At 66.2% G+C, this 26,612-nt stretch carries 23 protein-coding genes; 3 read left to right on the top strand and 20 right to left on the bottom strand.

Features of this window, described 5'->3' with window-relative positions; translation table 11 throughout:
* Window positions 1-10: 10 nt before the first annotated feature.
* The 6 genes from VZC37_RS02440 to VZC37_RS02465 are packed head-to-tail and all read right to left on the bottom strand — an operon-like array spanning window position 11 to window position 7,859.
* Window positions 11-1,663, bottom strand: a complete 1,653-nt coding sequence (locus tag VZC37_RS02440; RefSeq protein ID WP_330430824.1) for an AMP-binding protein — start codon at window positions 1,661-1,663, stop codon at window positions 11-13.
* 29 nt (window positions 1,664-1,692) lie between these two features.
* The gene (locus tag VZC37_RS02445; protein ID WP_330430825.1) at window positions 1,693-2,568 is read right to left on the bottom strand and encodes an HpcH/HpaI aldolase/citrate lyase family protein; all 876 of its coding nucleotides are present in this window, start codon (window positions 2,566-2,568) and stop codon (window positions 1,693-1,695) included.
* Window positions 2,568-3,053, bottom strand: a complete 486-nt coding sequence (locus VZC37_RS02450) for a MaoC family dehydratase (protein WP_330430826.1) — start codon at window positions 3,051-3,053, stop codon at window positions 2,568-2,570. Before VZC37_RS02450 ends, VZC37_RS02445 begins: the two co-directional genes overlap by 1 nt.
* On the bottom strand, window positions 3,050-4,195 hold the full coding sequence (locus VZC37_RS02455; protein ID WP_330430827.1) for an acyl-CoA dehydrogenase family protein: 1,146 nt from the start codon (window positions 4,193-4,195) through the stop codon (window positions 3,050-3,052). Before VZC37_RS02455 ends, VZC37_RS02450 begins: the two co-directional genes overlap by 4 nt.
* Window positions 4,195-6,240 (bottom strand): acetyl/propionyl/methylcrotonyl-CoA carboxylase subunit alpha, encoded by a 2,046-nt coding sequence (locus VZC37_RS02460; RefSeq protein ID WP_431309306.1) that lies wholly within the window; start codon window positions 6,238-6,240, stop codon window positions 4,195-4,197. Before VZC37_RS02460 ends, VZC37_RS02455 begins: the two co-directional genes overlap by 1 nt.
* A gap of 5 nt (window positions 6,241-6,245) precedes the next feature.
* Window positions 6,246-7,859, bottom strand: coding sequence for a carboxyl transferase domain-containing protein (locus VZC37_RS02465; protein WP_330430829.1), 1,614 nt, complete (start codon window positions 7,857-7,859; stop codon window positions 6,246-6,248).
* Window positions 7,860-8,091: 232 nt separating this feature from the next.
* Between VZC37_RS02465 and VZC37_RS02470 the strand changes: the two genes are divergently transcribed.
* Window positions 8,092-11,697 carry an indolepyruvate ferredoxin oxidoreductase family protein gene (locus tag VZC37_RS02470; protein WP_330430830.1) on the top strand — a complete coding sequence of 1,202 codons (3,606 nt, stop codon included), beginning with the start codon at window positions 8,092-8,094 and terminating at the stop codon, window positions 11,695-11,697.
* Between the two features lie 147 nt (window positions 11,698-11,844).
* Here the strand turns inward: VZC37_RS02470 and VZC37_RS02475 are convergent, their stop codons facing one another.
* Window positions 11,845-12,483, bottom strand: coding sequence for a TetR/AcrR family transcriptional regulator (locus tag VZC37_RS02475; protein ID WP_330430831.1), 639 nt, complete (start codon window positions 12,481-12,483; stop codon window positions 11,845-11,847).
* A 113-nt stretch (window positions 12,484-12,596) separates the two neighbouring features.
* Between VZC37_RS02475 and VZC37_RS02480 the strand changes: the two genes are divergently transcribed.
* Entirely contained in the window at window positions 12,597-13,343 is a 747-nt protein-coding gene (locus tag VZC37_RS02480; protein WP_330430832.1) for an NAD(P)-dependent oxidoreductase, read from the top strand.
* Window positions 13,344-13,468: 125 nt separating this feature from the next.
* On the opposite strand, the gene VZC37_RS02485 is transcribed toward VZC37_RS02480, so the two are convergent.
* The 10 genes from VZC37_RS02485 to VZC37_RS02535 form a co-directional block, all read right to left on the bottom strand.
* Entirely contained in the window at window positions 13,469-13,777 is a 309-nt protein-coding gene (locus VZC37_RS02485) for a hypothetical protein (RefSeq protein WP_330430833.1), read from the bottom strand.
* 277 nt (window positions 13,778-14,054) lie between these two features.
* Complete coding sequence (locus tag VZC37_RS02490) at window positions 14,055-14,480, bottom strand: hypothetical protein (RefSeq protein ID WP_330430834.1); 426 nt, start codon at window positions 14,478-14,480, stop codon at window positions 14,055-14,057.
* Window positions 14,480-17,278, bottom strand: a complete 2,799-nt coding sequence (locus VZC37_RS02495; protein ID WP_330430835.1) for an RHS repeat-associated core domain-containing protein — start codon at window positions 17,276-17,278, stop codon at window positions 14,480-14,482. Before VZC37_RS02495 ends, VZC37_RS02490 begins: the two co-directional genes overlap by 1 nt.
* Before the next feature lie 59 nt (window positions 17,279-17,337).
* Window positions 17,338-19,599, bottom strand: coding sequence for a putative T7SS-secreted protein (locus VZC37_RS02505; RefSeq protein ID WP_330430836.1), 2,262 nt, complete (start codon window positions 19,597-19,599; stop codon window positions 17,338-17,340).
* Window positions 19,599-20,234 (bottom strand): hypothetical protein, encoded by a 636-nt coding sequence (locus tag VZC37_RS02510; protein WP_330430837.1) that lies wholly within the window; start codon window positions 20,232-20,234, stop codon window positions 19,599-19,601. The genes VZC37_RS02505 and VZC37_RS02510 overlap by 1 nt, the downstream gene beginning before the upstream one ends.
* A complete protein-coding gene (locus VZC37_RS02515) occupies window positions 20,222-20,590 on the bottom strand; it encodes an SseB family protein (protein ID WP_330430838.1) in 369 nt (122 codons plus the stop codon). The genes VZC37_RS02510 and VZC37_RS02515 overlap by 13 nt, the downstream gene beginning before the upstream one ends.
* 109 nt (window positions 20,591-20,699) lie before the next feature.
* Window positions 20,700-21,323 carry a TetR/AcrR family transcriptional regulator gene (locus VZC37_RS02520; protein ID WP_330430839.1) on the bottom strand — a complete coding sequence of 208 codons (624 nt, stop codon included), beginning with the start codon at window positions 21,321-21,323 and terminating at the stop codon, window positions 20,700-20,702.
* A gap of 45 nt (window positions 21,324-21,368) precedes the next feature.
* Window positions 21,369-21,989 (bottom strand): nitroreductase family protein, encoded by a 621-nt coding sequence (locus VZC37_RS02525; protein ID WP_330430840.1) that lies wholly within the window; start codon window positions 21,987-21,989, stop codon window positions 21,369-21,371.
* Between the two features lie 97 nt (window positions 21,990-22,086).
* Window positions 22,087-22,485, bottom strand: coding sequence for an NUDIX hydrolase (locus tag VZC37_RS02530; protein WP_330430841.1), 399 nt, complete (start codon window positions 22,483-22,485; stop codon window positions 22,087-22,089).
* A complete protein-coding gene (locus VZC37_RS02535) occupies window positions 22,482-23,918 on the bottom strand; it encodes a carboxyl transferase domain-containing protein (protein WP_330430842.1) in 1,437 nt (478 codons plus the stop codon). Before VZC37_RS02535 ends, VZC37_RS02530 begins: the two co-directional genes overlap by 4 nt.
* Before the next feature lie 89 nt (window positions 23,919-24,007).
* On the opposite strand from VZC37_RS02535, the gene VZC37_RS02540 reads away from it, so the two are divergent.
* Window positions 24,008-24,484: an SRPBCC family protein gene (locus tag VZC37_RS02540; protein WP_330430843.1), complete on the top strand. Its 477-nt coding sequence runs from the start codon at window positions 24,008-24,010 to the stop codon at window positions 24,482-24,484.
* Here VZC37_RS02540 and VZC37_RS02545 read toward each other — a convergent pair.
* The 3 genes from VZC37_RS02545 to sucD form a co-directional block, all read right to left on the bottom strand.
* Window positions 24,472-24,948 carry an RDD family protein gene (locus VZC37_RS02545; RefSeq protein ID WP_330430844.1) on the bottom strand — a complete coding sequence of 159 codons (477 nt, stop codon included), beginning with the start codon at window positions 24,946-24,948 and terminating at the stop codon, window positions 24,472-24,474. The two genes, VZC37_RS02540 and VZC37_RS02545, sit on opposite strands and share 13 nt — an antisense overlap.
* On the bottom strand, window positions 24,941-25,621 hold the full coding sequence (locus VZC37_RS02550; protein WP_330430845.1) for a hypothetical protein: 681 nt from the start codon (window positions 25,619-25,621) through the stop codon (window positions 24,941-24,943). Before VZC37_RS02550 ends, VZC37_RS02545 begins: the two co-directional genes overlap by 8 nt.
* Before the next feature lie 99 nt (window positions 25,622-25,720).
* Complete coding sequence (gene sucD / locus VZC37_RS02555; protein ID WP_330430846.1) at window positions 25,721-26,611, bottom strand: succinate--CoA ligase subunit alpha; 891 nt, start codon at window positions 26,609-26,611, stop codon at window positions 25,721-25,723.
* Between the last annotated feature and the right edge of the window lies 1 nt (window position 26,612).

The following is a 26,612-nucleotide window of genomic DNA, read 5'->3' on the forward strand; positions in this document are numbered from 1 at the left end:
TCGGTCACCGTCACGCCCCACCGTCTCCGGGCCCGAGGCCCAGGAGGTCGGCGGCCTCGGCGCGCATCTGGACCTTGCGGACCTTGCCGGTGACGGTCATCGGGAACTCCTTGACCACGTGCACATATCGGGGGATCTTGTGCCGCGCGATCTTTCCGGTGGCGAACTCGCGGAGGTCGTCGACTGTGAAATCGGTTGCGCCCTCCCGTAACCGAACCCAGGCCATCAGTTCCTCACCGTACTTCTCATCCGGCACGCCGATCACCTGGGCGTCGAGGATGTCGGGATGTGTGTAGAGGAACTCCTCGATCTCACGAGGGTAGATGTTCTCGCCACCCCGGATCACCATGTCCTTGATTCGGCCGGTGATGCGCACGTATCCGTTGTCGTCCATCACCGCGAGGTCACCGGTGTGCATCCAGCCGTCGCCGTCGAGCGCCTCGTCGGTCTTCTCGGGATCGTTCCAGTAACCCTTCATCACCGAGTAGCCCTTGGTGCAGAACTCGCCGGTCTCCCCACGCTGCAAGGTGTCTCCGGTCCCGGGGTCGACGACCTTGATCTCCAGGTGTGGGCCCACGCGTCCCACGGTGCCCACACGCAGTTCCAACCGGTCGTCGACGCGGGTCTGGGTGGAGACCGGCGACGTCTCGGTCATGCCGTAGCAGATGGAGACCTCCCCCATGTGCATCCGATCAACGACTTGACGCATGATCTGCTCGGGACACGGCGAACCCGCCATGATCCCGGTGCGCAGACTCGTCAGGTCGAATCCGTGTGAATCGCCTCGCTCGTCGAGCAGCGCGAGTTCCGCGATGAACATGGTCGGGACGCCGTACAGACTCGTGCAACGGTACTCGGACACTGCGGCCAGCGTGGCCTCCGGATCGAATGCCGGAGCCGGGATCACCATGGCCGCACCGTGACTGGTGGCCGCCAGGTTGCCCATGACCATGCCGAAGCAGTGATAGAACGGCACCGGCAGACAGATCCGGTCGTTCTCGGTGTAGTCGAGCAGCTGGCCCACCATGTACCCGTTGTTGCCGATGTTGCGGTGCGACAGCGTTGCACCCTTGGGGTGGCCGGTCGTGCCCGAGGTGTACTGGATGTTGATGGGGTCGTCCGGGTGGAGTCCGTCCGCGATCGAGGCGACCTGTTGTGCTTCCGCTGCGCTGGGTTCGGCCAGCAGCGCAGTCCATTCCGGCGACTCGAACAACACCACCTCACGCAGTTCCGGACACTTCGGCCGCGCCTCGCCGAGCATCGACGCGTAGGCCGAATCCTTGAACCGTTCGGCCGCCAGCACCACGCTGGTCCCCGACTGGGTGAGGGCGTACTCGATCTCGTTCTGCCGATAAGCCGGGTTGAGATTGACCAGCACGGCGCCGATCTCGGCGGCGGCATACTGTGTCAGCACCCATTCGAACCGGTTCGGCGACCACAACCCGACGCGGTCTCCGGACGTCACGCCGAGGCGGACGAGGCCCGCGGCCAGGGCGCGCACGTCCCGATGGAACTCCTGGTAGGTCCACTGTCGTCCGGCTGCCCGGTCGATCAGGGCGACGCGGTCGCCGAAGGATTCCACGGTGCGCGACAGGGTCGCGCCGATGGTCTCGGTGAGCAGGTCGGGCGAGTTCTCGCCGCGGGCGTACGCGGGCTGCGTCATGATCGAACTCCGGTTCCTCTCGAGGTTTCTCAGGCCTGGTTCTCGGACGACGCCGAAACAGTTTGGGCAGCAATGGCCCTGGTCAACACCACTTCCGCTTGCCGCAGCACGGGGCCGTCGATCATCTGGCCGTCGAGCTTGAAGACGCCGCCCTTGTGTTCGGCCGAACCGTCGACGATGCGCTGGGCCCAGTCGACCTCGTCGTCGGACGGTCGATAGCCGTCCCGGATGTGGTTCACCTGCGACGGGTGAATACAGGCCGTTGCGGTGTAGCCCAGGGCGACGGCGTCGCGGACCTCGCCGATGAGTCCCGCGGTGTCGTCGATGTCGAGGTGGACCGAGTCGACGGCGAACTTGTTGTGCGCCGCGGCGGCGATGCGAACGGTGGACCGGACCCAACGGGCGACGTCGCGGTACTGGCCGGGCCGATCCTCGTCGGGACCGAATCGGCTCGATTTGCCGCCGAGACCGGCGACGAGGTCCTCCGCACCCCACATCAGCCCGACACAATTGACCGCGGCGGCGATCTCGTTGACCCTGGTCGCGCCGAGCGGTGTCTCGATGAGCGCGATCGTCTGCAGGGCGGTGTCGATGATGGAATCGGCGTCTTCTGCCTTCGCCTGCATGACGACGCGATAGTTGGTCTCGAGGACGGCTGCCAGATCGCGCCGGTAATCGCCGGTCCCGGCCGGGTTGATCCGGACCACGGTGCGGCCGGGATCGAGAGGATTGGCGATCAGCGCCTCACGGGCGGCGACGCGATTCTCCGGTGACACCGCATCCTCGAGGTCGAGGATCACCACGTCGGCGCGATCCAAGGCCTTCTGGTAGCGCTCGGGTCGGTCCGCGGGACAGAACAGCATCGCTGGTCCGGGCGGTGTCCATGCGTTGGTGGGTTGCATCATCACTCCACTGGTCTCGTGCGCACCAGCGTGGCCCGCGCAGCCCGCGCAACGACCTCGCCGTGCTGATTGCGTCCGATGTGGGTCAAGTTCACCACGCCCTCGCCGGGGCGTGAGCGGGACTCCCGTTTTCCGGTGCATTCGGTTTCCGCGTACAGGGTGTCGCCGGCGAAGAGTGGAGCCGGAAACGCGACCTCGCTGAAGCCGAGGTTGGCGACGAGTGTGCCCTGGGTGAGCTGTGATACCGACAGGCCCACAATGGTCGACAGGGTGAACATCGAATTGATCAGCCGCTGGCCGCCGAAGCCGGGCTGCTGCGCAGACCACGCGGCGTCGAGATGCAACGCCTGGGTGTTCATCGTCAGCGTCGTGAACAGGACGTTGTCGGCCTCGGTCACGGTCCGGCCGGGCCGGTGCTCGTAGGTGGTGCCTTCGCTGAACTCTTCGAACCAGAGGCCGCGTTGCACCACGCGATTCGGTTCGGTCATGCGAATCCCAGCTCACGTGCGATGAGCATCAACTGCACCTCGGTGGTGCCCTCCCCGATCTCCAGGATCTTGGAGTCCCGGTAGTGCCGCGCGACGGGGTACTCGTTCATGAAACCGTACCCACCATGGATCTGGGTGGCCATGCGCGCATTGTCCATCGCGGCTTCGCTGGAGATCATCTTGGCGATCGATGCCTCCTTCTTGAACGGCTTGCCCGCCAACATCTTCGCGGCCGCATCGTAGTAGGCGGTGCGTGCGACATGCGCGCGGGCCTCCATCCGGGCGATCGCGAACGACACCGACTGGTAGTCGCCGATGGCCTTGCCGAACGATTGCCGTTCCTTGGCGTATTTCACGCTCTCGTCGACACATCCCTGCGCCACGCCGGTGGCGAGCGCGGCGATCGCGATCCGTCCCTCGTCGAGGATGGAGAGGAAGTTGGCGTAGCCGCGGCCACGTTCGCCGAGCAGGTTGTCCGCCGGCACCCGGGCATCGGTGAAGGTGAGCGGGTGGGTGTCCGACGCGTTCCAGCCGACCTTGTTGTAGGCCGGTTCGGCGGTGAACCCGGGCGTGTCCGACGGCACGATGATGGTCGAGATCTCCTTGCGTCCGCCATCTCTCGTCCCCGTGACGGCGGTGACGGTGACCAACGAGGTGATGTCGGTGCCTGAATTGGTGATGAACTGCTTGGCGCCGTTGATGATCCAACTGTCGCCGTCCTGTTTCGCGGTGGTCGCGGTCGCTCCGGCGTCCGACCCGGCGCCCGGCTCCGTCAGCCCGAACCCGGCCAGCGCCGCGCCGGAGGTCAGATCGGGAAGCCAGCGCTGCTTTTGTTCTTCGCTGCCGAACTTGTAGATCGGCATGGCGCCGAGGCCGACACCTGCTTCCAGGGTGATCGCGACCGACTGGTCGACCTTGCCGAGTTCCTCGAGCGCGAGGGCGAGGGCGAAGTAGTCGCCGCCCATGCCGCCGTACTCTTCGGGGAAGGGTAGTCCGAACAGACCCATCTTCCCCATCTGCGAGACGACCTCGTACGGGAAGCTGTGCTCCGCATCGTGTTTCGCGGAGACCGGCGCCACCACGGACTGGGCGAAGTCCCGAACCGTGTGGACGAGGTCGGTGTACTCCTGGCCGAGTTCCATCAGTCCTCCTTGTGGACGTGTGCGAGTGCCTGGCCGGCGGCGACCTTGTCGCCGACACGGACCGACAGTGCGACCACGCCGTCGATCGGCGCGGTGAGGGTGTGTTCCATCTTCATGGCCTCGACGACGACGATCGGCTTTCCCTCGCCGATGGTCTCGCCGGCCGTGGCGGGAACGGCGACCACCGTGCCCGGCATGGGGCTCAGGATCTCGCCGGCGTTCTCCGCGGCCGCCTCGTCGAGGAGCGGCCGTGCCAGGTCGAGTTGCCAGGTACCGCGAGGCCCCGACACCCACCAGGTGCCGTCGATGTCGGCCTTCGTCCACGACTGACTGACGCCGTCGACGATCAGCCGGCGGGTGTCCTCGAGCCCATCGGTGCGGCGCAGTCGGCGGTACTCGACGTCAGCGTGCCACGGTCGGCGATCCTGGTCCTCGTAGGCCACCGTCGCCCGACCGGTCACCGCATCCTCGGTGGCCGAGGCAACCGCCACGGAGACGGTGAAATGCTGTGCACCCCAAGTCAGTCGGGTGATCACCGGGGCCACCTCACCGATTCGCCAGCCCACCGCCGATTGCCACACGTCGCCGCGATCGCGCGGTCCGATGCGGGCGATGGCCGCCAGCACCAGCGCTTCCGGATCCGGCTCGCCGACCGCGTAGTCCCCGACCAGCCTGTCCAGGAGTTCGGTGTCGAGGTCGGCGTCGCGGACCTCGGGTCGCGCGAGGACGAACCGGCAGAAGTCGACGTTGGTGATCACCCCGAGGACACGGGTGTGCGCCAACGCCTGATCGAGTCGCTCCAGGGCTTCTTCACGGTCGCTGCCGTGTGCGATGACCTTCGCCAGCATCGGGTCGTAGTCACTGCCGACCACGAGACCTTCCGCCATCGCCGAGTCCACCCGAACGCCGCTGCCCGGACCGGTGTCGGGGTGCGCCAAGCGCGCGATGGTCCCGCCGGTCGGCAGGAAGCCGTTGGCGGGATCCTCCGCGTACACGCGGGCCTCGATGGCGTGTCCGGTCAGGGTGATCTCGTTCTGGGCCAGGGCGATCGGCTCGCCGCGGGCCACCCGGATCTGTTGTTCGACGAGGTCGACGCCGGTGACGAGTTCGGTGACCGGATGCTCCACCTGGAGCCGGGTGTTCATCTCCATGAAGAAGAACTGCTCCGGCCGGTGGGCGGAGACGATGAACTCCACGGTGCCGGCGCCGGTGTAGCCGACGCTGCGCGCCGCGTCGCAGGCCGCCGCGCCGATCCGTTCCCTGGTCTCGGCGTCGAGCAGCGCCGACGGCGCCTCTTCGATCACCTTCTGGTGCCGGCGCTGCAGCGAGCATTCCCGTTCGCCGAGGTGGATGACGTTGCCGTGCTCGTCGGCGAGAACCTGGACCTCGATGTGTCGGGGCGTGTCGACGAAATGCTCGAGGAACAAGCTGTCGTCGCCGAACGCCGATCCGGCCTCCCGCCGTGCCCGCTGGAGGGCCGCGGGAAGGTCGGCTGCGTCCTCCACCCGGTGCATCCCCTTGCCACCACCACCTGCACTGGGCTTGATCAGCACCGGGAAGCCGATGTCGGGGGCGGCGGCGATCAGGTCGTCGTCGGACAGGCCCGGCCGGGACAGTCCCGGCACCACCGGGACATCGCGTTCGGTGACCGCGGCACGGGCGGTGATCTTGTCGCCCATGGTCGCGATCGCCTCGGTGGGCGGACCGATGAACACGATGCCGGCGTCGTCGAGGGCGGCAGCGAACTTCTGGTTCTCCGAGAGGAACCCGTATCCGGGGTGAACCGCGTCGGCGCCGGTGTCGCGGGCCGCACGGATCACCGCGTCGATGTCGAGGTAGCTCTGGGTGGCGGCGGCCGGACCGATGCGCACGGCGACATCGGCCTCACGGACGTGGCGGGCGTCGGCGTCGGCATCGGAGTAGACCGCGATGCTGCGGATGCCCATGCGGCGCACCGTGTCGATGACGCGGCAAGCGATCTCTCCGCGGTTGGCGATCAACACGCTGCGAATGGGACGGCTGGGTGTCGGGGCTGTTCTGTTCACGATGATCACATCCGGAAGACGCCGTAGCGGGGGTCGGTGAGTGGTGCGTATCGGCATGACTCCAGGGCCAATCCGAGTATGGTGCGGGTCTGCGCGGGGTCGATGATGCCGTCGTCCCACAGCCGCGCCGTGGAGTAGTAGGCGTCGGACTGCTCGGCGAACTGTTCGCGGATCGGCGCTTTGAACGCCTCCTCGTCGGTGGCCGACCAGTCATCGCCGGAACGTTCGATCTGGTTGCGCCGCACCGTCGCCAGGGTGTCGGCGGCCTGCGGTCCGCCCATGACCGAGATCCGCGCGTTGGGCCACATCCACAGGAACCGCGGCGAATACGCGCGACCGCACATGGAGTAGTTCCCGGCGCCGAACGATCCGCCGACCATGACCGTCAGTTTCGGCACCCGGGCGCAGGCCACCGCATTGACCATCTTGGCGCCGTTCTTGGCGATGCCGCCCTCCTCATAGGCGCGACCGACCATGAAACCGGTGATGTTCTGCAGGAACACCAGCGGAATCCGCCGCTGATCACACAACTCGATGAAATGCGCTCCCTTGAGAGCTGATTCGCTGAACAGCACGCCGTTGTTGCCGATGAAGCCGACCGGGTGGCCGTGCACGTGGGCGAACGCGGTGACCAATGTGGTGCCGTAGTTCGCCTTGAACTCGGTGTACTCGCCGCCGTCACTGATGATCTCGATGACCTCGCGGACGTCGTAGGGGGTGCGCGAGTCGGTGGGTACGACGTCGTAGAGATCGGTCTGCGGCCGCAACGGCTCGCGGGCGGGCGCGGTGTCCCACTGTGGCTGCTCACGCGGGCCCAGGGTGGCGACGATCTCGCGCACCTTGGCCAGGGCCTGTTCGTCGTTGTCGACGAGGTGGTCGGTGACGCCGGACACCGAGGAGTGCATGGCGCCACCGCCGAGTTCCTCGGCGGTCACGTCCTCGCCGGTCGCGGCTTTCACCAGCGGCGGACCAGCCAGGAAGATGGTGCCCTGGTTGCGCACGATGACGGTCTCGTCGCTCATCGCGGGGACGTAGGCACCGCCGGCGGTCGACGAGCCGAGCACCGCGGCGATCTGCGGGATGCCGGCGGCACTCATGGTGGCCTGGTTGTAGAAGATGCGGCCGAAGTGTTCGCGATCCGGGAACACCTCGTCCTGTTGCAGCAGCATCGCGCCGCCGGAGTCGACCAGGTAGATGCACGGTAGCCGGTTGGCCGCCGCGATCTCCTGCGCGCGGAGGTGTTTCTTGACCGTCATCGGGTAGTAGGTGCCGCCGGAGACGGTCGCGTCGTTGGCGACGATCATGCATTCGCGTCCGGCCACCCGACCGACTCCGGCGACGACGCCGGCAGACGGGACCCGGTCGTCGTACATCGCATGGGCCGCGAGCGGGGCGACCTCCAGGAACGGCGAGCCCACATCGAGCAACCGGTCCACCCGGTCGCGAGGGAGCAACTTGCCGCGCGAGATGTGCCGCTCTCGGGCCTTGTCGCCGCCACCGCGACGAGCTCGGGCCAGCCGCTGGTTCAACTCCGCCACGTTGGATGTGTGGACGGCCCGGAATCCTGCTTCGCCGTCGACTTCCGTCGACGCTTCGGTACCGAACGTGCTGGTCACCATCGACCTTTCAGTTAGCGGTCATTAACTGAACGAATCGTACGTCACGCCCGGGTCACTTGTCACGCCTCGGTCGACTCGCCATCTCATTGTCGCAGCGAACGTGACGCACCTCACGTGCTTTGCGTACTGTGAAGGCAGGCCCACCACCCCTCGGGCCCCTACAACCGATGCCCGCCGCACCCACACCCACGGTGACGGCGGACCGACATATGACAGAAGGCCAGGTAACCCCATGACCCTCGCAGACGACCGCGCGCGCCGCCTCGGTGCGCAGCCCGACGAACCCACCTCGTTCTCCGGTGCCTCGTTCTCCCTCGACGACCGCTATACGCGCGAGACGGGGACCATCTATCTCACCGGCATCCAGGCCCTCGTGCGCATGGTGCGCGACCGCGCCCGAATCGACCGCCGCCAGAATCTGCGAACCGCGTCCTTCATCTCCGGCTACGAGGGGTCCCCGCTCGCGGGCTACGACCTGGAGGTCGCCCGCCGCCGCGCCTACCTCGAACCCTTCGACATCGTCCACCGCCCTGGCCTCAACGAAGAACTCGCCGCCACGTCCGTGATGGGCTCCCAGGTGGCGGGGCAGGTGGCGACCCTCCGTGACGCCTTTCCCCTGGCCCCTGAGGAGCATCCGAGCCTGCGAGGAAGCGTCACGAAGGGCCAACTCGACGGCGTCGTCGGCTACTGGTACGGAAAGGCCCCCGGCCTCGACCGCGCCACCGACGCCCTGCGCCACGCCAACATGATCGGCACCCATCCGTCCGGCGGAGCGGTCGCCATTGTCGGCGACGACCCGGGCGCGAAGAGTTCCACCATCCCGTGCGCGTCGGAGATGGCCCTGGCGGACCTGTACATGCCGATCCTCTACCCCGCCGACAGCCAGGACATCCTCGACCTCGGTGTGCACGCCGCGGTGATGAGCCGCGTCAGCGGGCTGTGGACGTCGATGAAGATCTCGGCGCACGTCGCCGACGGCGCGTCGACCGCCGAGGTGGACCCGAACCGGATCATGCCTGTGTACGGCGACCTCGGTCGCAGCCCCCACGTCCCCAGCGGCCGGCTGCTGGGCGCAAGCCTCATGGAGCTCGAACAGAATCAGCTCACCATCCGCCTGCCGCGAGCGCTCGAATACGCACGGCTCAACGGACTCAACCGGATCGTCACGTCGAGCCCCGACGACCGGATCGGCATCGTCGCGGCCGGCAAGACCTACCTCGATCTGCGGGAGTCATTGCGGCTCATCGGGATCGACGACGCCGACCTAAACCGGCTGGGAATCCGCATCCTCAAGCTCGGCATGGTGTATCCGCTGGATCGAGATATCCTGGACCGCTTCATGTTCGACACCGCCACCGGCGACCTCGATGAGGTGATCGTGGTCGAGGAGAAGCGCGACTTCATCGAGACCATGATGCGCGACATCCTCTTCCGGCATCCGCGGGCACCGCGCATCGTCGGCAAGGCGAACGAGGACGGCTCCACGTTGTTCTCCCGCTTCGGCGAGCTCGACGTCGATGCGGTGTCGCGCGGACTCGCGAACCGCCTGGCACACCATCATCACGTCGATGCCGCACAGGACTGGCTCGACCGGAAAGCGAAGCGCCGCGGCCGCATCGAACTGCCCCTTGCCGTCCGGACGCCATACTTCTGCTCCGGCTGTCCACACAACAGCTCCACCAAGGTCTCCGACGACACTCTCGTGGGCGCGGGTATCGGCTGCCACGCGATGGTGTTGCTGATGGATCCGCGTCAGGTGGGCGACATCGCCGGAGTCACCCAGATGGGCGGCGAGGGCGCGCAATGGATCGGGATGGCACCGTTCGTGACCGCCGACCATTTCGTCCAGAACGTCGGCGACGGCACCTTCATGCACTCGGGCTCCCTGGCCCTGCGGGCCGCAGTCGCATCGGGCGAGAACATCACCTACAAACTGCTCTACAACGGGACCGTCGCGATGACCGGCGGTCAGGACCCCGTCGGCGCGATGAGCCTGCCCCGACTCACGTCGCTGCTCATCGACGAGAACGTTGCCAAGATCGTGGTGACATCGGACGACCCGGGCCGCACCCGGTCGCTCGGCCTCCCGAAGTCCGCCGAGATCCGCCATCGCGACGAGATGCTCGACGTCCAGACCGAACTCGCCTCCGTTCCGGGTGTCACCGTGCTGGTCCACGACCAGCACTGCGCCGCTGAGAAGCGTCGGAAACGCAAGCGCGGCACCATGGACACCCCGAATCAGCGCGTCATGATCAACGAACGGATCTGCGAGGGATGCGGTGACTGCGGCGAGAAGTCGAATTGTCTCTCCGTACATCCGGTCGAGACCGAGTTCGGACGCAAGACCCACATCGACCAGAGCTCGTGCAACCTCGACTTCTCCTGCCTCAAGGGAGATTGCCCGTCCTTCGTGACCGTCACGCCGGGTACGAAGCGGCAACGTCGCCGCGCGGACGACATCGCCTCGACGACGATGCCCACTCCCCCGGTTCCGGCCGTGCGCGATTCCTTCGCCATCCGCGTGACCGGCATCGGCGGCACCGGTGTCGTCACGGTGTCCCAGGTCCTGGCCACCGCCGCGGTCCTCGACGGACACGCCGCGCGCACCGTGGACATGACCGGACTGGCGCAGAAGGGTGGCGCCGTGGTGAGCGACGTCAAGATCACCCCGCACATCGTCGAGCAGGCCGGCAAGGTCGCCTCCGACGACTGCGACCTCTACCTCGTGTGTGATCCGCTGGTCGGCACCGATCCCGCGAACCTCAAGGTCGCGGGGGCGGAGAAGACCGTTGCAGTCGTGTCCACCACCAAGATCCCGACGGGCGCGATGGTCATCGACACCACCGTGGGTTTCCCGGCGGACACGCAGGTGCATTCGGCGATCGACGACAAGGTTCGCCGAGCCGTCTATCTGGATCCCGGCGTTCTGTCGACCGACCTGTTCGGCGACGAACAGTACGCCAACATGCTGATGGTCGGTGCCGCATATCAGGCAGGAGCGCTGTCGATCTCGGCCGAGTCCATCGAGCGGGCGATCGAGTTGAACGGCGTTGCGGTCGAGGCCAACACGCAGGCCTTCCGCCGTGGACGTCAGGTGGTGGACAATCCCGACGCGGTGGCGCACACGCTCACCGAACTGCACGGTGCCGCCGCAGGCGAAGTCGAGCCGAGCGGCCGTGCGCAGTCCGTGGTCGACGGTATCGGGTCGCTCGATGGCGATCTCGCCCGGACGATCGCGATCCGCTACGACGAACTGATCGCCTACGCGGACGAGGGTTATGCGCGTGGGTATCTCGAGTTCGTGACCAGAGTCCACCGCGCCGGCCACGGCACGGCGTTCACCGATGCCGTCGCCCGTAACCTCTACAAGCTGATGGCATACAAGGACGAGTACGAGGTCGCCCGACTCACCCAAGACCCCACGTTCGCCGCGCAGATCGCCGAACAGTTCGGCGATGACGCCGAGGTGGCGGTGCGGCTGCATCCGCCGACGCTGCGCAGCATGGGCATGAAGGAGAAGTTGTCGCTCGGCGCGTGGGCCGACCGACCCTTGTCCGCCCTGGCGAAGATGAAGCGGTTGCGCGGTACCAAGCTCGACCCGTTCGGCCACAACGAGATCCGACGAACCGAACGGGCCTTGATCGGCGAGTACCGGCAGGTCGTCGAGGACCTGTTGGCGGGGCTGGGCGACGGACGCGTGAGCCCGGGCGCGTTGCCCGCAGCGGTCGAACTGGCCGCGCTACCGGACATGGTGCGCGGCTACGAGAGCATCAAGATGGCGAACGTCGCGCGCTACCGCGAGGAGGTTGTGCGACGTCGGGCGGCGCTCGGTATCTGAGCCGTCACGGACCCTTCGTGACGGGTCTCCGCTAGCGCTCCGACCCTCCTCAGGGATCGGATTACCCAACCCCCGACCCCTGAGGAGCGAGCTTGCGAGCATCCCCCGCCCCCTGAGGAGCGAGCTTGCGAGCGTCACGAAGGGCCCTCACGCCCACCGCTCACGGTTGCGCTCGAGCCCGTCGAGCACCACCTCGAGCCCGATGCCGAACTCGTCGGCGTAGGAGTAGCCGGGCTGCAGCACGTGCGCAGTGGTCATCTCGGTGAGGTGCGGGAGATCTTCCGGGTTGATCCCTGATTGGATCGCTTCGGCGACCTCCCGCGTGGCCGCCTCGTCTGCTGAGTCGAACGGCATCGTCGTCTCCTGCAGGACATACCCGTAGAGGTAGCTGTCCAGCAGCGAAAAGGCATGGGCGGCACCCCGGATCGTGAACCCGGCTCCCCGCATCACGCCGATGACGGCATCATGGTGCCGCAGGGTCTCGGGCCCTGGGTCGCGCCGCGAGTCCATCAGCCCCAGCGCCCACGGGTGGCGAACCAGCGCGGCCCGCGCGGACTCCATACGCACCCGCAATGCCTCGCGCCAGGCCATTTTCGTCGGGATCTCGATCTCAGCAAACACGTGGTCGACCATCACATCCAGAATCCCGTCCTTGTTGCGGACGTGGTGATACAGCGACATCGCCTCGACACCGAGTTGCTGGGCGATCTTGCGCATGGTCACCGCAGCGATGCCCTCGGCGTCGGCGATCTGCACCGCCGTGGCGACCACAGCCGCACGGGTCACTGGGGCCCGATCTTTCTGTCGTGTACTCGGCACTCGACCTCCTCTGGACAGTCGCCACCTTACAGCGTAAGCTCACCTTACACCGTAAGGGCACAACAAGACCGGAGGCCGATATGCCGACCACCCCAGAACCCAACACCACCCGGCCGATGCGCGTCTGCATCGTCGGCGCCTCAGGAAAGCTGGGGCACTACATGATTCGCCACTGTCTCGAACGCGGCTACGAGGTCGTGGGCGTTTGCCGACCGGAGAGCGTGGCGAAGCTCGACGAGTTCTCCGACCGCATCGAGATCGTTCCCGGCCGCACCGACGACCGAGATGTGATCGCCCGAGCCGTCGCAGGCTGCGACGGGGTGTTGACCGTGCTGGTGCCATGGGGTGTGCACGACTACTCCACCGGTACCGCCCAGGCTGTCCTCGACTTCGCCGAACCCGATGCCCGACTGGTCTTCTCGTGCGGATGGCACATCTCTCGCGACGGGCTCGATCGGTACTCGTGGAAGCTGCGCTACGCGGTGCCGATCGCCAGTCGCCTCGCACGCTGGGCGCGCTTCGTCGACATCGACGATCAAGTACGGGCGACCCGACGCATCTTCGAATCCGACACCCGCTGGACCGTGGTGCGTGGCAGCGATCTGGAGGAAGGCGAAAGCCAGGGCTTGCCCGTGTGGAGCCGCCACGTCGGCGATCCGATCCTGGCGAGCAACTGCACGCGCCGCATCGACTTCGCGTTGTTCATGGTCGCGGCGTTGACCGATGACGAACTCGTCCGGGAAGCGCCGGCGATCAACGGGTGTGCGACGGAATCGGCACGGGCGCACGAGCAGCTCATTAAAGCGGGAGATGCCAAGAAACCCTAGTGTGAGACGCGCTTCGACGACCGAGGGTGGTTGTCTCGATGAGTGAAGGGGGTTGTCACTCTCCGGCTATCGCGGTCCGCGTCGCGCGAGCACGGGTCGTCACGACCGCGGCACATTTGTGAGATTCACGTGAACAAGGAAGTTTCGGATATTGACACCGGATCGTTCATCTCCACGTGAAGTGATCCAACTGTTTCATCGGTGACGAAATCGACGTCAACGGCAACACCTGTCCCCAATTCAGTCACCGACATCAGCGTTGCCCCTTCGCGATACACCTTGCAGGTCCCGAATTCGCTACGAGTCTCGATCGTCACTGACCTCCCAGAGGGATCTGCGATCAGTGAGATCTGCCCGATAGGAGTCTCCCAGTCGAGGCGGACTCCACCGGGGGCATCCTCGAGTGGCCGGATGTCAACCAACGTGATGGGCATGTCCTCGATGGAAGGGGCAATGAACTGCCGATACGTCATCTGAGACCGCCGCCTTTCAGTATCACGTTGTGAGCCTCAACCAAACGCCACCCATCCACCAGCTCGGACGACGCACCTGCATGCGCACTGACGGTCTTGATGAACCAACTCATTGTTCGCGGGCGCGGCATAGCAGGACATGGCATCAACAACGAGGAAACGATCGACGTTGGTCGACCTGTATCGGCCGGAGCGAGGCCAAGCGGAACGTTGTGGGAGCTCCTCACCGTCGCCTAGACTAGCCGGCAGTCTGGAACACCGTCACCTCAACGCCATAGTCCCCCTCGACGGCTTCGGCATGGAACTCTCGACCGGGAAACTGTTCCGAGGCAGCGCGCTCCCAACCCCACGCAAGCCACTCTCCAAACATCATCGCGACCTGAGTCGGCATCGAGTCGAGTCCAGGTACGACATCCCACACATGCAGATGGTTTACGACCTCCTCAACGGACTTTTTGTCGGGAAGCTGCTCGATCCATTTGCGGACCGTTGCAGGGTCTGAGCCCTCCAGAACTATGCAGCCATCGATGTCTTCGAATCGGGGCCTCTGAAGTAGGGCAGTCGCCACAACTGTGACGGGCTCGCCAACATTGCGTAGGTACGTTTTCGGATCCATCCACTGCCCGTACTCACGGATTTTGGGAATTGAGCCCCACGGGTCCATCAGCGCAATCCTCCTACTTCTTCGGGCGTGGCGGGCCTCACCACTTTCGACTCCTTGATATGCAGGTTGCCAGACGGATCGAAGTGGCGTTCGAACTCCATCACATGCGGAGTCGGTACACCACCGTGCGTTCTGCCCGTTACGTCGACACGCTGAACAGGCAATCCCTCAGTGTCATAGACCTGATACGAGGTCACTTGAGAACCGTTGGCACGAAACAAGATTTCGTTTGGTTCCGCTGACTCTGGGAATCTGCCGCTCACGCGACGCGCGTCCTCAATCGGGGTGTCTTTCAAACACGGCTCCGGCACCAACCCCAACGGATCCACCCACGCCGTCGGATTGAACGGGTAGGCCATCGGATTCGGCGACGGCACCAGGCCCAGCGGGTCCTGTGTCACATACCGCGCCGTCTCGGGGCTGTAGTAGCGGTGCAGGTTGTAGTGCCAGCCGGTCTCGGCATCGAAGTACTGGCCCGGGAACCGGATGGGCGTATCCGCACCCGACCATGTCGTCGAGCCCCACAGCGTCGACGAGGCATGGCCGACAACGTCACCAGAGTCCGGTTCCACCAGTTCGGTCGGCGTACCGACGAGATCGGTGACGATCGCGAAGAACTCGGCATCCACTTCATCCTGGTCATCGACCTCGCCCCGGACGCGGGTCTGGGTCAGCGGTGTATGCGTACCCGGCCGGTACGACCATCGCATCGTCTCCGCCAACGACTGCTGCTCGACCACGGTGTGGCCGTCCCAGACAAACCGAGTCGTCTCCTCGGCATCACCCGCAGAGTTCAATCGCGCCTTGGTGATTCGACGTCCCAGAGCATCGTAGGTGTACGCCCAACGGGTGCCGTCGGGTGTTGTGACGCTGGTGAGCTGGTCAAACGCATCGTAGCCGTAGTGCCACACGTCGGCAGGTCGAGACAGCCGTCGGACGGTCTTGCGCACCAGACGACCGGCGGCATCGTAGGAGAACCGTGTACGCCCGTCGGCCACCAGTAGGGTCCCACGGAACTCACGCCGATCAATTGCCGCACCATCGCCCAAGCCGACGTGCTCGCCGACGACGTTGCTGAGAGCGTCATACGAGTAGCGCTCGGCTGTCGTGTCGCCGTCCATGATGTGCGTGACACGTCCCGATTCGTCCAGATCGTATGTGCGTACGCGCGAACCACTCGGTGTCGACGTCTGCTGACCCGACAGGAAGCCATCCGGGCGGTATGCGTACTCGTCCGCGCGAATCACCTGCGGGTCGGGACGATCCGCGCCTCCCAGCCCGAGGTCGAGGAGCCGGACCGGGTGTGCGAGCGCCTGCTGCTGGGTCAGTCGGCCCACGCCGTCGTACGCGCGTGACACGGCCAGTTCACCGACTCGCCAGTTCGTGAGTGCCCCGCGGACGTCGTGGTCGAAGCCCATCGGGCGCCCGTCGACCTGCATCATCGACACATCGCCGGTCGGCTTCCACTGCCAAGTGGTCAACCCACCAGAGGACGAGCTTCGGCTCACACGGCGCCCGACGGCGTCGTGAGAGAATCGCAGCACCGACCAGTCGTCGATCGATTCACCGACCAGTAGCCCTGTCGTGGTGGTGTCGAAGCGAACCGTGTGTGTGACCGCGTCATGTACTCCGCTGATGGCGGTTGTGCGGCGGCCTCCGAGGTCGTACGTGTATGTGCGGAATTCGCCGGTGTCGGCGCGGGTTTCGATCAACTGCCCGAGGCCGTCGTATCGCAGGCGGCGAGTGCTTCCGGTTGCCGGCGTCACCGTCGCCACGCGACCCGCGACATCGTGCGTGTAGCTCGTCAGCGCTCCATTGAAGTCGATCTCCGCCACGAGGCGGCCGTCGGTGTCGTACTCGTAGGTCCAGCTCTGGCCCAGCGGGTTCGTGACGCCGGTGAGCCGCCGTTCCGTATCCCACGTATAGCTGGTCACGGTGCCGTCGGGATCCGTTCTGGTCGCGAGGAGATCGAACGCGCCGTAGGTGTATGCGGTGATTTCACCGCCGGGACCGGTGTGCCTGAGCAGGTTTCCTTCGCCGTCGTAATCCCACGAGTCGTGGGTGGCGTCCGGGTTGCCGCGTCTCAGGAGCTTCCCGTCCCCTGACCACTCGTACGTCGTGGTCTCCCCGAGCGGATCGGTCACCGTGGTCGGACGCCCGAACGGGTCCCGGTCGACGAATGTGGCAGCACCGGCGGGGTCGACGACCTGGATCGGCAACCCCGCGGCATCGCAACGGATCTGAGTCTGGCCACCGGTCGCGTGGCCGATCGTCTCGAGGGCACCGTCACCCCGGTAGCCGTACTCGGTTCGAGCACCCCGGGGATCGGTGACCGCCACCAGATTGCCCTGGTCATCCCACTCGTGTCGGATGACGGAACCGTCGACGTTGTGAATGGCGGACGGACGACCCGGGGCTGCGTACTCGATGCGAACGGTGGCGCCGTCGGGTCGTGTCAGCGCGGCGACGTCACCGTCAGGTGTGTAGAGGTACCGGGTGACAGCACCGTCTGGTGACGTCACTTGGAGTGGGTCGCGGCGCTGATTGAAGTCTGTATGTGTTCGCGCGCCGCTGGGCAATTGGACGTCGCGCAGCCGCAGGTCCTGGTCGAATCCGTACCCTGTCCGCGTGCCGACCGAGTCGGTGAGCACCGTGACCGATCCCGATCCGTCGCCGGTGGTGACGTAGTCGAGTCCGGCGGACATGATGCCGTCGGTTCCGTCCTGGGCGATGACGCGTCCGTCCGAATCGTAGGTGTTCACCATCTGGTTGCCGTTGGCGTCATGCCAGGACACCATGCGTCCGTGCTCGTCGTACCGGTAGGTGGTGGCGCCACCGAACGGCTTGGTGACCGTGGTCAGATGGCCTGCTGTGTAGGCGAATTCGCGGACCGCCGAGGGTTCTTTCTGATCTGGGGCGACGACAGCGAGTGAGTGGATTCGTCCGTTCCGCGTGTCGACGCGACCCGATACCCGGCCGAATGGCTGATCTCGGAAGGAGCTCCCTCCGAGTCATAGTGAAACCGAATCCGATTGTGGTGGCGGTCGGTGATGGCACTGATGGCAAGATTCCCCAGAGCCGTATCCAGCCCAGCCAGTTCCGGTTTGGGCGCGAAGTGCCAGGTGAGACGACGGTCGGGATCATGGACCCGATAGCCGCCACGATCGGTTCGCGACATGGTCCATCGCTGCCGGGAATCTCGTGGCAACACTGGTACGTCGACGCCTGGGTGCGGATACGTCAGCATCACACCGTCCTCCGCCAGCATCGTGACGCCCGTCTCTTCGACGACGACGCGCATGTCGAAAGTCGTCGACCAGCTGGGCCCGAACCACCGACCGAAGCGGTATCCGGAGCGGTGGCGGCGACCGACGGTCAGCGGCAACACACCCGGCAGTTCGAGATCGGTCTCGGGCAGCAGGAATTCGCCGGTCGCAAGGTCGACCGGGTCGCCGCCCACCGTGACATCCTGTGCGGATTGATCATTGGTCCCGCCCGATTCCTCGACAGCTCGGCCGGCACCTTGGTCGTCGGCAGCCTGCTGGGTGACCGTCGGACCTGATTCCTCCACATCTCGACTGCCGTCGGCATGAGGCGTGGTCGCGTTGGAGGAGGCGTCACCCGACGCCTCACCGCCATCGGCCGGATCGGCCCCGTCCGATGACCCGGACGTGGACGTGTCGGTCGGGGTACCCGGCTCCGCCGAGTCCGACGTTGTCGCGGCGGTTTCCGGTCGGGATTCGGTGTCGTTCGAGCCAGATGTTGCAGGCTCGTCACGCTCCTGCGCATGCACCGTCGGTTGCGACGGCTCCTTGTCGGGCGGTGCCTCGCTGGCGGTATGCGATGGGTCGTCACCAGCCGTGGTCGGGCGACCCTCCGGAGCGGCGTCATCTCGCGGTGTCTCACCTCGACCTTCGGCGCTGCGGCCGGACGCCCGCGAGTCCCCACGCGGTAGATCAGTGGCGCGTTCGGCCCCACGCGCCGAATCGACGGCTCCCCGCCCCAGCCCACTTACTCGTGCACCATTCTTGCCTAGGGCAACTGCCGCGCCACCGCCCCCGGTGGCGGCCGTCAGAATCGCATCACCGGTGAGGCTGCCCATCGTCTCGAACGGGTTCTTGCGCGCATCGGCGAGGAACGTGTCGACTGCCGCACCCGGATCCGCAGCCGCAACAACCATTCCGGTGACCAGATCGCTCGTCCCCTTCAGGTACTCGGCCGGATGACTCATGTTGTACGGGTCGGTCGGGCTGATTCGTCGACCGAACTGGACGATGCCGGTCAGACTCGTCGCCAATCCGGTCGTGAAGCTCAGGCGTGCATGGTCGGCCGCATCCTTCGCGTCAATCGCGTTGGCGCCCATCCGATTGAGGAACGGCGGCTCGGTGGGCGCCATGGCGGTCTGCTCGTCGATGGAACCCGCGATCTCACCGGCGATGCTGTCACGTTCGGTCCGGGCCCTTGTCAGGATTCGACGTGCTTCGTCGTACTTGGCGGTCCAGGTGTCGACCAGGGGTGTAGCCGCCTGCTCGTCACCGGACAGTGCGTTGTACTCGGCCTTCTTGGCGCGCTCGTCGTTCTCGGCCTCTCGCCATTTCGCTATCGCTTCGGCAGCCTCGGATTGAGCCCATTCCACCGTGCTCGCCCACCCTGACAACTGTGCCGACGTCGCGGCCATCGCCGTGGACGCCTCGTTCCACAGCGCCGGCTGCTGATCGAAGACCGCATTGAACGCGTCCGCACCGTCGCCCGTCCAGCCCGCTGCGTCCACCTGACGTAGCGCCGAACCAGTGGAACCGATGTCCGCGCCCATGTCGCCCAGAGTGCTTGCGGTTTCGTTGATTTTTCCCGGATCACCACGGACCAGTTCGCGCTTGTCCTCGGTCTCACCGAGTTCGCGTTCATCCACCGCACCACCGGTCGCACTGGCAACCCGGTCACCCGCATCATCCAGCGATTCGGCAACCCCGTCGGCTCCGAGGTGTCGCGCGACCCCCGCTGCGGCATCAAGTCCCGCATCGACGGCCTGGCCCGCGTGTTCTACTCCGCTCTCGATGACATCCTCGGCGGCGTCGCCGATCTTGTTGAGGCCGTCGGTTATCCCGTCGAGAAGTCCCATCAGTCGGAGCTACCGGTGTCGGACAACGGCTGCGCGCCGTCGAGGATCTCCGCTGCCTCGGCGGCCGCACCCGAGTTGTACGCGGGGTCACCCGCTCCCAGAAGCCCGGCGGTGGGCGACAGGTTGGCGAGGGCCTGGTCGCCGACGGCACCGACGACAGCGCTGTTGGTTTCGATGTGATCGAAGGCCTCGTCGAAGGACTCGGCACTGTAGTCGGGATTCATCACGTTGTTGATCGGGTTGTCCGCGAAGGTGTCTCCCCAGCTCCGCTCGCTGATCTCCTCGGAGCTCAGGTGCGGGTTGCCGGCGAGGTGAGTCCACATGGTCTTGAATGCGTCGGACGCCGTTTCGTCCATGATGTGGTAGCGGCCCGCCGACAGGTCCAACGCCCCTGCGATCTCGTCGGCAGCCTGCACGAGGTGACGCACGCCCCACGACCAGCGCTCCGCGAATTCTTCGAAGCTCGTCTGGATCTCCTGCTTTCCGGCTTCCTCCGGCGACATGGACAGCAACGAGAATCCACGGCCCAGCGCACCGGTCTGTCCCACTCCCAGCCCTGAGAGCCCATCGATGATCCCTGTGATGCCGTCGGCGGCCTGCTGCAGCACTTTCGGATCGACGTTCAGCTCGCCCACGACGAAGCCTCCTGCGGGAAGGACATAGGTCGATCGCCGCACGGGTCGATGACGATTCCGGTGGCATCGCCGAAACTGACGGTGACGTCGTCCATGATTCGAGAGCCGAGCATCGCGTGGTATTTCGCCGGGCCGTACTCACCGCGGGCGGCCATGAACGTGGCGTACTCGCGTTCACTGGTGAACACACCGATCCAACCGACACCATCGACCACGGTGCGCCATACACGACCGGCCGCAGTGACCGGAACCAGGAGTACAGCAGTCCGTAGTGCACCGATCAACGCGGCGGGTTGTCCGAACCCCTGGTAGAACGCATCGATCTCATCGAGCAGGTCGTCGCACTTCGCGCCCATCGATCCCCCTTGGCCATCCCCGAGTAGCCCTCTGCTGGACGCTACCAGGACTGATGCCTCTCGAAGCTCTCGGCAGCCGCAGAGATCATTCGCCCACCCGACAACCGCTTCACCCCCGAGGCGCCACCAACGCCGCCCACGCCATCGTCGTGAGCAACGCCCTCAGATCGTCGGGCGCGAATGCCGGCAGCCGCGGTGACGAGTTGAGCAGTCCGAAGGTGGCATGGACGCGGACGCGGGCCTCCGCTCTCGACAGCCCGGCGCGACCGGCGTCGTCTACTGCGAGCAGCACGTCGACCCACTGTTCGACGTATCGCCGCTGGAGAGAGCGGACCTGATGGTTGGCGGCGGGAGTCAGCGAGGTGAGATCGCGGTCCTGCACTGCGATGAGGTCCGGTTTGGTGACCAACACATCGATGTGGAACCGAATCAGCTCGCGCAGCGTCTGCTCCGGCTCCGTCGCGCCGTCGACGACCTCGGCGCCGCCGTCACGAAGCCGCTGGCTGATGTCGACGAGCATCTGGTCGAGCAGGTCGGTCTTCGACGAGAAGTGCCGGTACATCGCCGGACCGCTGATGCCGACTGCCCGGCCGATGTCCTCGAGGGTCACACCGGTGAATCCACGTTCGGCCATCAGCCGTGCGGCGGCCTCGAGCAGCTCTGCGCGGCGCGCCGCTTTCGCCTGACCTCGGCGGGTGCGCGGCGGCTGTTCAGCGGAGGGCGAGGTGGTCATGGTGCCCTCGGACTCTACCCGGCCGACCCGCACCCGGACCTGCTGTCACCAGCCGTTGATGTGCAGGATGTCGTCGAGCGGCTTGCGCCCGGCGGGCTTGAAGTCAGTGCCCTTCGTATACGCGACCGGCAGCAGGACACCTTGGTGGACGGTCGACGGGATACCGAGGATCTCCGCGATCTCCTTCTCGTATGCCAGGTGCAGCGTCGTCCACGCCGAGCCCAGACCTCGGGCCCGCAATGCGAGCGAGAGGCTCCAGGCGCCGGGCAGCAGCGAGCCCCACAGCCCCGCCTGATTCCCCTTCGGCAGTTCACCGCCGCTGTAGATCGCGCCGATCACCAGCACCGGCACCTGGCCCATCGTGTCGGCCAGATACTGAGCGCTCGACGCCACCCTGCGTGCGGTGTCGTCTCTTCTCGGTTGGTTGGCGGAGTATGTCGCGAACGATTTCGCATAGAGGTCCGCGACCTTCTGCTTGACCTCCGGGTCGGTCAGGACGATCCAGTGCCAGGTCTGGCTGTTGCTGCCGGAGGGCGCCTGCAGGGCCACCTCCAGGGCCTCGCGGACCACCTCCAGCTCCACCGGCCGGTCCAGGTCGAGTCGCTTGCGCACCGAGCGGGTGGTGGTGAGCAGCTGGTCGGGATCGAGGGGCAGCAGTTCGGTCATGTCATCCTTTTCGTCGGGGCGCGTCGTCGCACGGGCATGGGCCCGCCCGTCACGTATCCAGCTTGCTCGGGAATCATCGCCGTGTCGAAGTCGCTGCTCAACGCATCAGGCCGTACCGCGTCAGGTGTTCGACGAGACCGTCTGTCAATGGCAGACGCTGCAGTTCGGCGACCGGCACCCACCGGGCGTCGGCCGCGTCATCCCCTGCTCGCAGGGTTCCCGAGCGCACCTCGGCGACGAAATCGTGCACCTCGAACACCACATCGTCGTCGCCGGGAATGTCGACGACCCACGCTTCGACACCCACCTGTACGTGGAGGCCGGTCTCCTCCAACACCTCTCGGGCCGCAGCGGCAGGCAGCGATTCACCCGGCTCGACCTTGCCGCCGGGCACCGTCCATCGACCTGCCTGCGGTGGGCGACCCCTCTCCACCAACAGCAGCCTGTCTGCGGTGTCCCAGACGATCGCACCCACCCCGACGATCCGCCGCGTCACCGACCACCGCCGGGGGTGCGGGTCCGACGCCGGACCGACGGACGTGATCGACTCCGTAGTTCGTCGGCGATCACGGCTTCCAACACGTCCAAGCCGTGGTCGGCAGAGATGTCCACGAGGTGGTCGAGGGTGCCGTCGGCGTTGAGCGCGCTCGCGGCGATACCCTGCGCGTCGGCCATGTGCGCAGCGTGTTCGGTGTCGCGGTACACGATGACGCTGGCGCCCTCCGGTGGAAGCGGCGACAACCAGCTGTCGACAGCACCTATCCGGAAGTCCGTCGGAAACAACGCCATCGCCGCACCGCCGGCGCCCTGACCGAGCAGCACCGACACGGTGGGCACCGGCAGCGCGATCAATTCCGATGTGCACCTGGCGATCTCGCCGGCAAGCCCGCCCTCCTCCGCGGCCGGGGACAGTTCGGCTCCCGGCGTGTCGATCACCGTGACCACGGGCAATCGCAGATCCGTGGCCAATTCCATCGCACGTCTCACCGCTCGCAGGTCTGCCGGACCGATCAGATCACCGCCAGCCTGTCGCCGACGATCCTGCCCGATCACAACCGCGACTCGCCCGCCGAATCGGCGCAGCGCCAACCAGATCGGCGCATCGGCCCGCAGCAACGCCGAGCTGTCCGGTGCGAGCAGATCCGCCATACCGAGGCGGCGAGGATCGCGTGTCGCGAGGACCGACGGCCACACCTCGGGTGCCGGCTCGACGGTGGCAGGTGTCGTGCTCGACGGCGTATCGGCACCGCCCCTGCTCAGCAGTCGCAGGACCGGACCGAGGGCGTCGGCCAGCTCATCCGGTGTGACCAGAATGTCGATCAGGCCGTGGCGGTGCAGGTTTGCCGACGTCTGCACATCCTCCGGGAACGCGTGGCCCGTCAACCCTTCGAAGACACGCGGACCGAGAAACCCGATCAATGCTCCCGGCTGCGCCCAGGTGACGTGGCCGAGTGAACCCCACGACGCGAACACGCCGCCGGTGGTCGGGTGCCGCAGGTACACGATGTACGGCAGACCTGCCGCCTTGTGCGCGTTGACCGCCCCGGTGATCGCGACCATCTGCAGGAACGCAGAGGTACCTTCCTGCATCCGGGTACCACCCGACGCCGGCAATGCCACCACGGGCAGTTCGTCGCGGGTGGCCCGTTCGATGGCGGCGACGACACGGTGACCTGCGGTGCGGCCGATCGATCCGCCGAGGAATCCGAACTCGCTGATCACCAGCGCAACCGGCACACCGCGTACCCGACCGGCGCCGGTGATCACCGACTCGTCGACACCCGTGCGGTCGCGTGCGCGGACCAGAGCGGCCTGATAGTCGAGGTCGTCGGGCTCCCACACCGCGGGTGCGTCCCACCTGATCCAGGTGCCCTCGTCGACGAGGAGCTCGACCAACGTGCGGGCGTCGACGCGATGTGGGTCGGTCACGGTTCCAGCCTAGTCCCGGGCATGACGATGAATCTTGCGCGTCACCTCGGTCATACTGCATGCGACCATCCCCGAGACAGGAGATCACCATGGGCGAGTACACCGTGACCCGGACCGAAACGATCGCAGCGTTGCCCGACCAGATCTATCCGCTCATCGTCGACCTGCACGAGTGGCGGCGCTGGTCACCCTGGGAGGACATCGACCCCGATCTGCACCGCGAGTACTCCGGTGCCGACAGCGGAATCGGCGCCAAGTATGCGTGGTCCGGAAATGGCAAGGCGGGCAAAGGAACCATGGAGATCGTCGAGGACACCGCGCCCACTCGCGTGGCAGTCGCCGTCGTCTTCGAGAAGCCGATGAAGTCCAGCAGCACCAGCGTGTTCACCCTCGCTCCCCGCGAGGCGATGACCGAGGTGACCTGGACGATGACCGGCCCACATTCCCTGTTCTCCCGGATCGCTGCCCCGCTCGGTCTGTTCGACCGCATGCTCGGCAAGGACTTCGAGAAGGGCTTGACCGCACTCAAATCCGAGGCAGAGGGCGCAGCGGGTCAGCGCGAGTAGACCACTCGCGTACGGAGAACCATGTCGGCCACCGAGCGACGTTGCGGATGCACTGCGACCCAGGCCAATCCGACCGCGAAGAACACGCAGATCAGCGCACGCAACAATGCGGTAACCGGTTTCAGTCGACTGCCCTTGTGGTTGACCACGCGCAAGCCCATCGCCACCGAACCGAAAGTGCGGCCTGACACCGCCCAGCACAGTGCGAGATAGCCGACCGAGACCACGATGAACCCGGTGGCGGTGAACACCGCATTCGGCTGGGGGAACGAGAAGTCGCGGATGCTGAACAGCAAGCGCACCATGGCGTATCCGAGGTAGGCGCCACTCAGGATCGCGAGCACGACCAGGAGGTCGACGAACGCGGCGACACCGCGGCTGACGATGCCGGCGCTCTTGTCGGTGTCGTGCACCGCCGGGGAATGCACTGCGTGGTGGGCGGCGGGACGGTGCTGGTCAGTCATCGGGCGTCGTCTCCCGTGCCCGTCGAAGGATGCGGCCGACGACCTGTGCGACCGCGTCGTCGGCACGCTCGCTCGTGCTCCGGACGTCGGTCATCACATCGGCGGTGACCGATGTACTGGCCTCGCGGATGATGTCGGGCAGATCGACCCCCTCGATGATCTCGTCGGCCAACCCGATCAGGTCCACCCGGCCGAGGATGGCATCGATGTCGATGCGCGCCGCAATGGTGTCGATGTCGATGCGCGCGGCGACACCATCGAGATCCACCAGGGCGACCGCCCCGTTCAGATCGACCCGATCTCGGATCACTGCGTCGAGGTCGACGCGATCGAGAACCGCCTCGATGTCGAGGGCCTCGGCGATCGCGTTCAGGTCGACGTTGTCGCGCACCAACGTCGTCAGGTCCAACTCCTCGATCACCGCCGTGACGACCACGACGACGAGGGATCGCACCCGGTCGACCAGAGCGGGTACGGCCGCCAGCACACGGTCCCCCTCGGCGTCGAGACGCTCGATGCCCTTGCGGCCCAACGGCCCGACGACGGGAAGCCGCAGTACGAACCCGGCTCCGGCCGCACCGATGCGCGCCGACGCCACCACCACCCGGGTGCCGAGCGCCACCGCCCCGATCGCCGGCACGGCACCTCTGGGCACCTCGCTGTCATGACCCACGGATGAATCGTAGACATCGCACACGCGCGAGGAGCACAAAGAGATGTAGCCGTTGCCCCCGTGAGACGGGAACAACGGCTACATCCGTCGATCTGTGGGCTACAGGCCCTGGTACAGCTCGCGTGCGAGCTTCGCGGTCTCGCTCGGCGTCTTGCCGACCTTCACGCCTGCGGCCTCCAGCGCTTCCTTCTTGGCCTGCGCGGTGCCCGAGCTGCCGGACACGATGGCGCCAGCATGGCCCATCGTCTTGCCCTCCGGCGCGGTGAAGCCCGCGACGTAGCCGACGACCGGCTTGGACACGTTGGCCTTGATGTAGTCGGCCGCGCGCTCCTCGGCGTCGCCGCCGATCTCACCGATCATCACGATGACCTTGGTGTCGGGGTCCTTCTCGAAGGCTTCGATGGCGTCGATGTGGGTGGTGCCGATGACCGGGTCGCCGCCGATGCCGATCGCGGTGGAGAAGCCGATGTCGCGCAGCTCGTACATCATCTGGTAGGTCAGCGTGCCCGACTTCGAGACGAGACCGATGGGGCCGCTGCCGGTGATGTTGTTCGGCGTGATGCCGACCAGCGACTCACCCGGCGTGATGATGCCGGGACAGTTGGGCCCGATGATGCGGGTCTTGTTGCCCTTGGACTGGTTGTAGGCCCACGCATAGGCGCTGTCCTGCACCGGGATTCCCTCGGTGATCACGACGAGCAGCGGGATCTCCGCGTCGATGGCCTCGATGATGGCGTCCTTGGCGAACTTCGGCGGCACAAAGGCGATCGACGTGTCGGCGCCGGTCTCCTTCATGGCCTCCGACACCGAGCCGAACACCGGCAGCTCCACGCCGCCGTCGTGGCTGACGGTGGTGCCGGCCTTGCGGGCGTTGACGCCGCCGACGATGTTGGTGCCGGCCTTGAGCATCAGGGCGGTGTGCTTGGTGCCCTCACCGCCGGTGATGCCCTGGACGATGACCTTGTTGTCTTTGTTCAGAAAGATGGACATT

This window comes from Gordonia sesuvii (assembly GCF_036350415.1).
GTDB classification, from domain to species: domain Bacteria; phylum Actinomycetota; class Actinomycetes; order Mycobacteriales; family Mycobacteriaceae; genus Gordonia; species Gordonia sesuvii.

Coding starts and splice junctions, on each gene's coding strand:
- VZC37_RS02525 (WP_330430840.1), bottom strand. CDS start 21,989: ATGACCGAACTGCTGCCCCTCGATCCCGACCAGCTGCTCACCACCACC.
- VZC37_RS02490 (WP_330430834.1), bottom strand. CDS start 14,480: ATGGACCCGTGGGGCTCAATTCCCAAAATCCGTGAGTACGGGCAGTGG.
- VZC37_RS02470 (WP_330430830.1), top strand. CDS start 8,092: ATGACCCTCGCAGACGACCGCGCGCGCCGCCTCGGTGCGCAGCCCGAC.
- VZC37_RS02455 (WP_330430827.1), bottom strand. CDS start 4,195: ATGGAACTCGGCCAGGAGTACACCGACCTCGTCCACACGGTTCGGGAC.
- VZC37_RS02540 (WP_330430843.1), top strand. CDS start 24,008: ATGGGCGAGTACACCGTGACCCGGACCGAAACGATCGCAGCGTTGCCC.
- VZC37_RS02450 (WP_330430826.1), bottom strand. CDS start 3,053: ATGACCGAACCGAATCGCGTGGTGCAACGCGGCCTCTGGTTCGAAGAG.
- VZC37_RS02465 (WP_330430829.1), bottom strand. CDS start 7,859: ATGGTGACCAGCACGTTCGGTACCGAAGCGTCGACGGAAGTCGACGGC.
- sucD (WP_330430846.1), bottom strand. CDS start 26,611: ATGTCCATCTTTCTGAACAAAGACAACAAGGTCATCGTCCAGGGCATC.
- VZC37_RS02515 (WP_330430838.1), bottom strand. CDS start 20,590: ATGGGCGCGAAGTGCGACGACCTGCTCGATGAGATCGATGCGTTCTAC.
- VZC37_RS02505 (WP_330430836.1), bottom strand. CDS start 19,599: ATGGGACTTCTCGACGGGATAACCGACGGCCTCAACAAGATCGGCGAC.
- VZC37_RS02545 (WP_330430844.1), bottom strand. CDS start 24,948: ATGACTGACCAGCACCGTCCCGCCGCCCACCACGCAGTGCATTCCCCG.
- VZC37_RS02520 (WP_330430839.1), bottom strand. CDS start 21,323: ATGACCACCTCGCCCTCCGCTGAACAGCCGCCGCGCACCCGCCGAGGT.
- VZC37_RS02485 (WP_330430833.1), bottom strand. CDS start 13,777: ATGCCCATCACGTTGGTTGACATCCGGCCACTCGAGGATGCCCCCGGT.
- VZC37_RS02495 (WP_330430835.1), bottom strand. CDS start 17,278: ATGGTGTCCTGGCATGACGCCAACGGCAACCAGATGGTGAACACCTAC.
- VZC37_RS02440 (WP_330430824.1), bottom strand. CDS start 1,663: ATGACGCAGCCCGCGTACGCCCGCGGCGAGAACTCGCCCGACCTGCTC.
- VZC37_RS02480 (WP_330430832.1), top strand. CDS start 12,597: ATGCCGACCACCCCAGAACCCAACACCACCCGGCCGATGCGCGTCTGC.
- VZC37_RS02445 (WP_330430825.1), bottom strand. CDS start 2,568: ATGATGCAACCCACCAACGCATGGACACCGCCCGGACCAGCGATGCTG.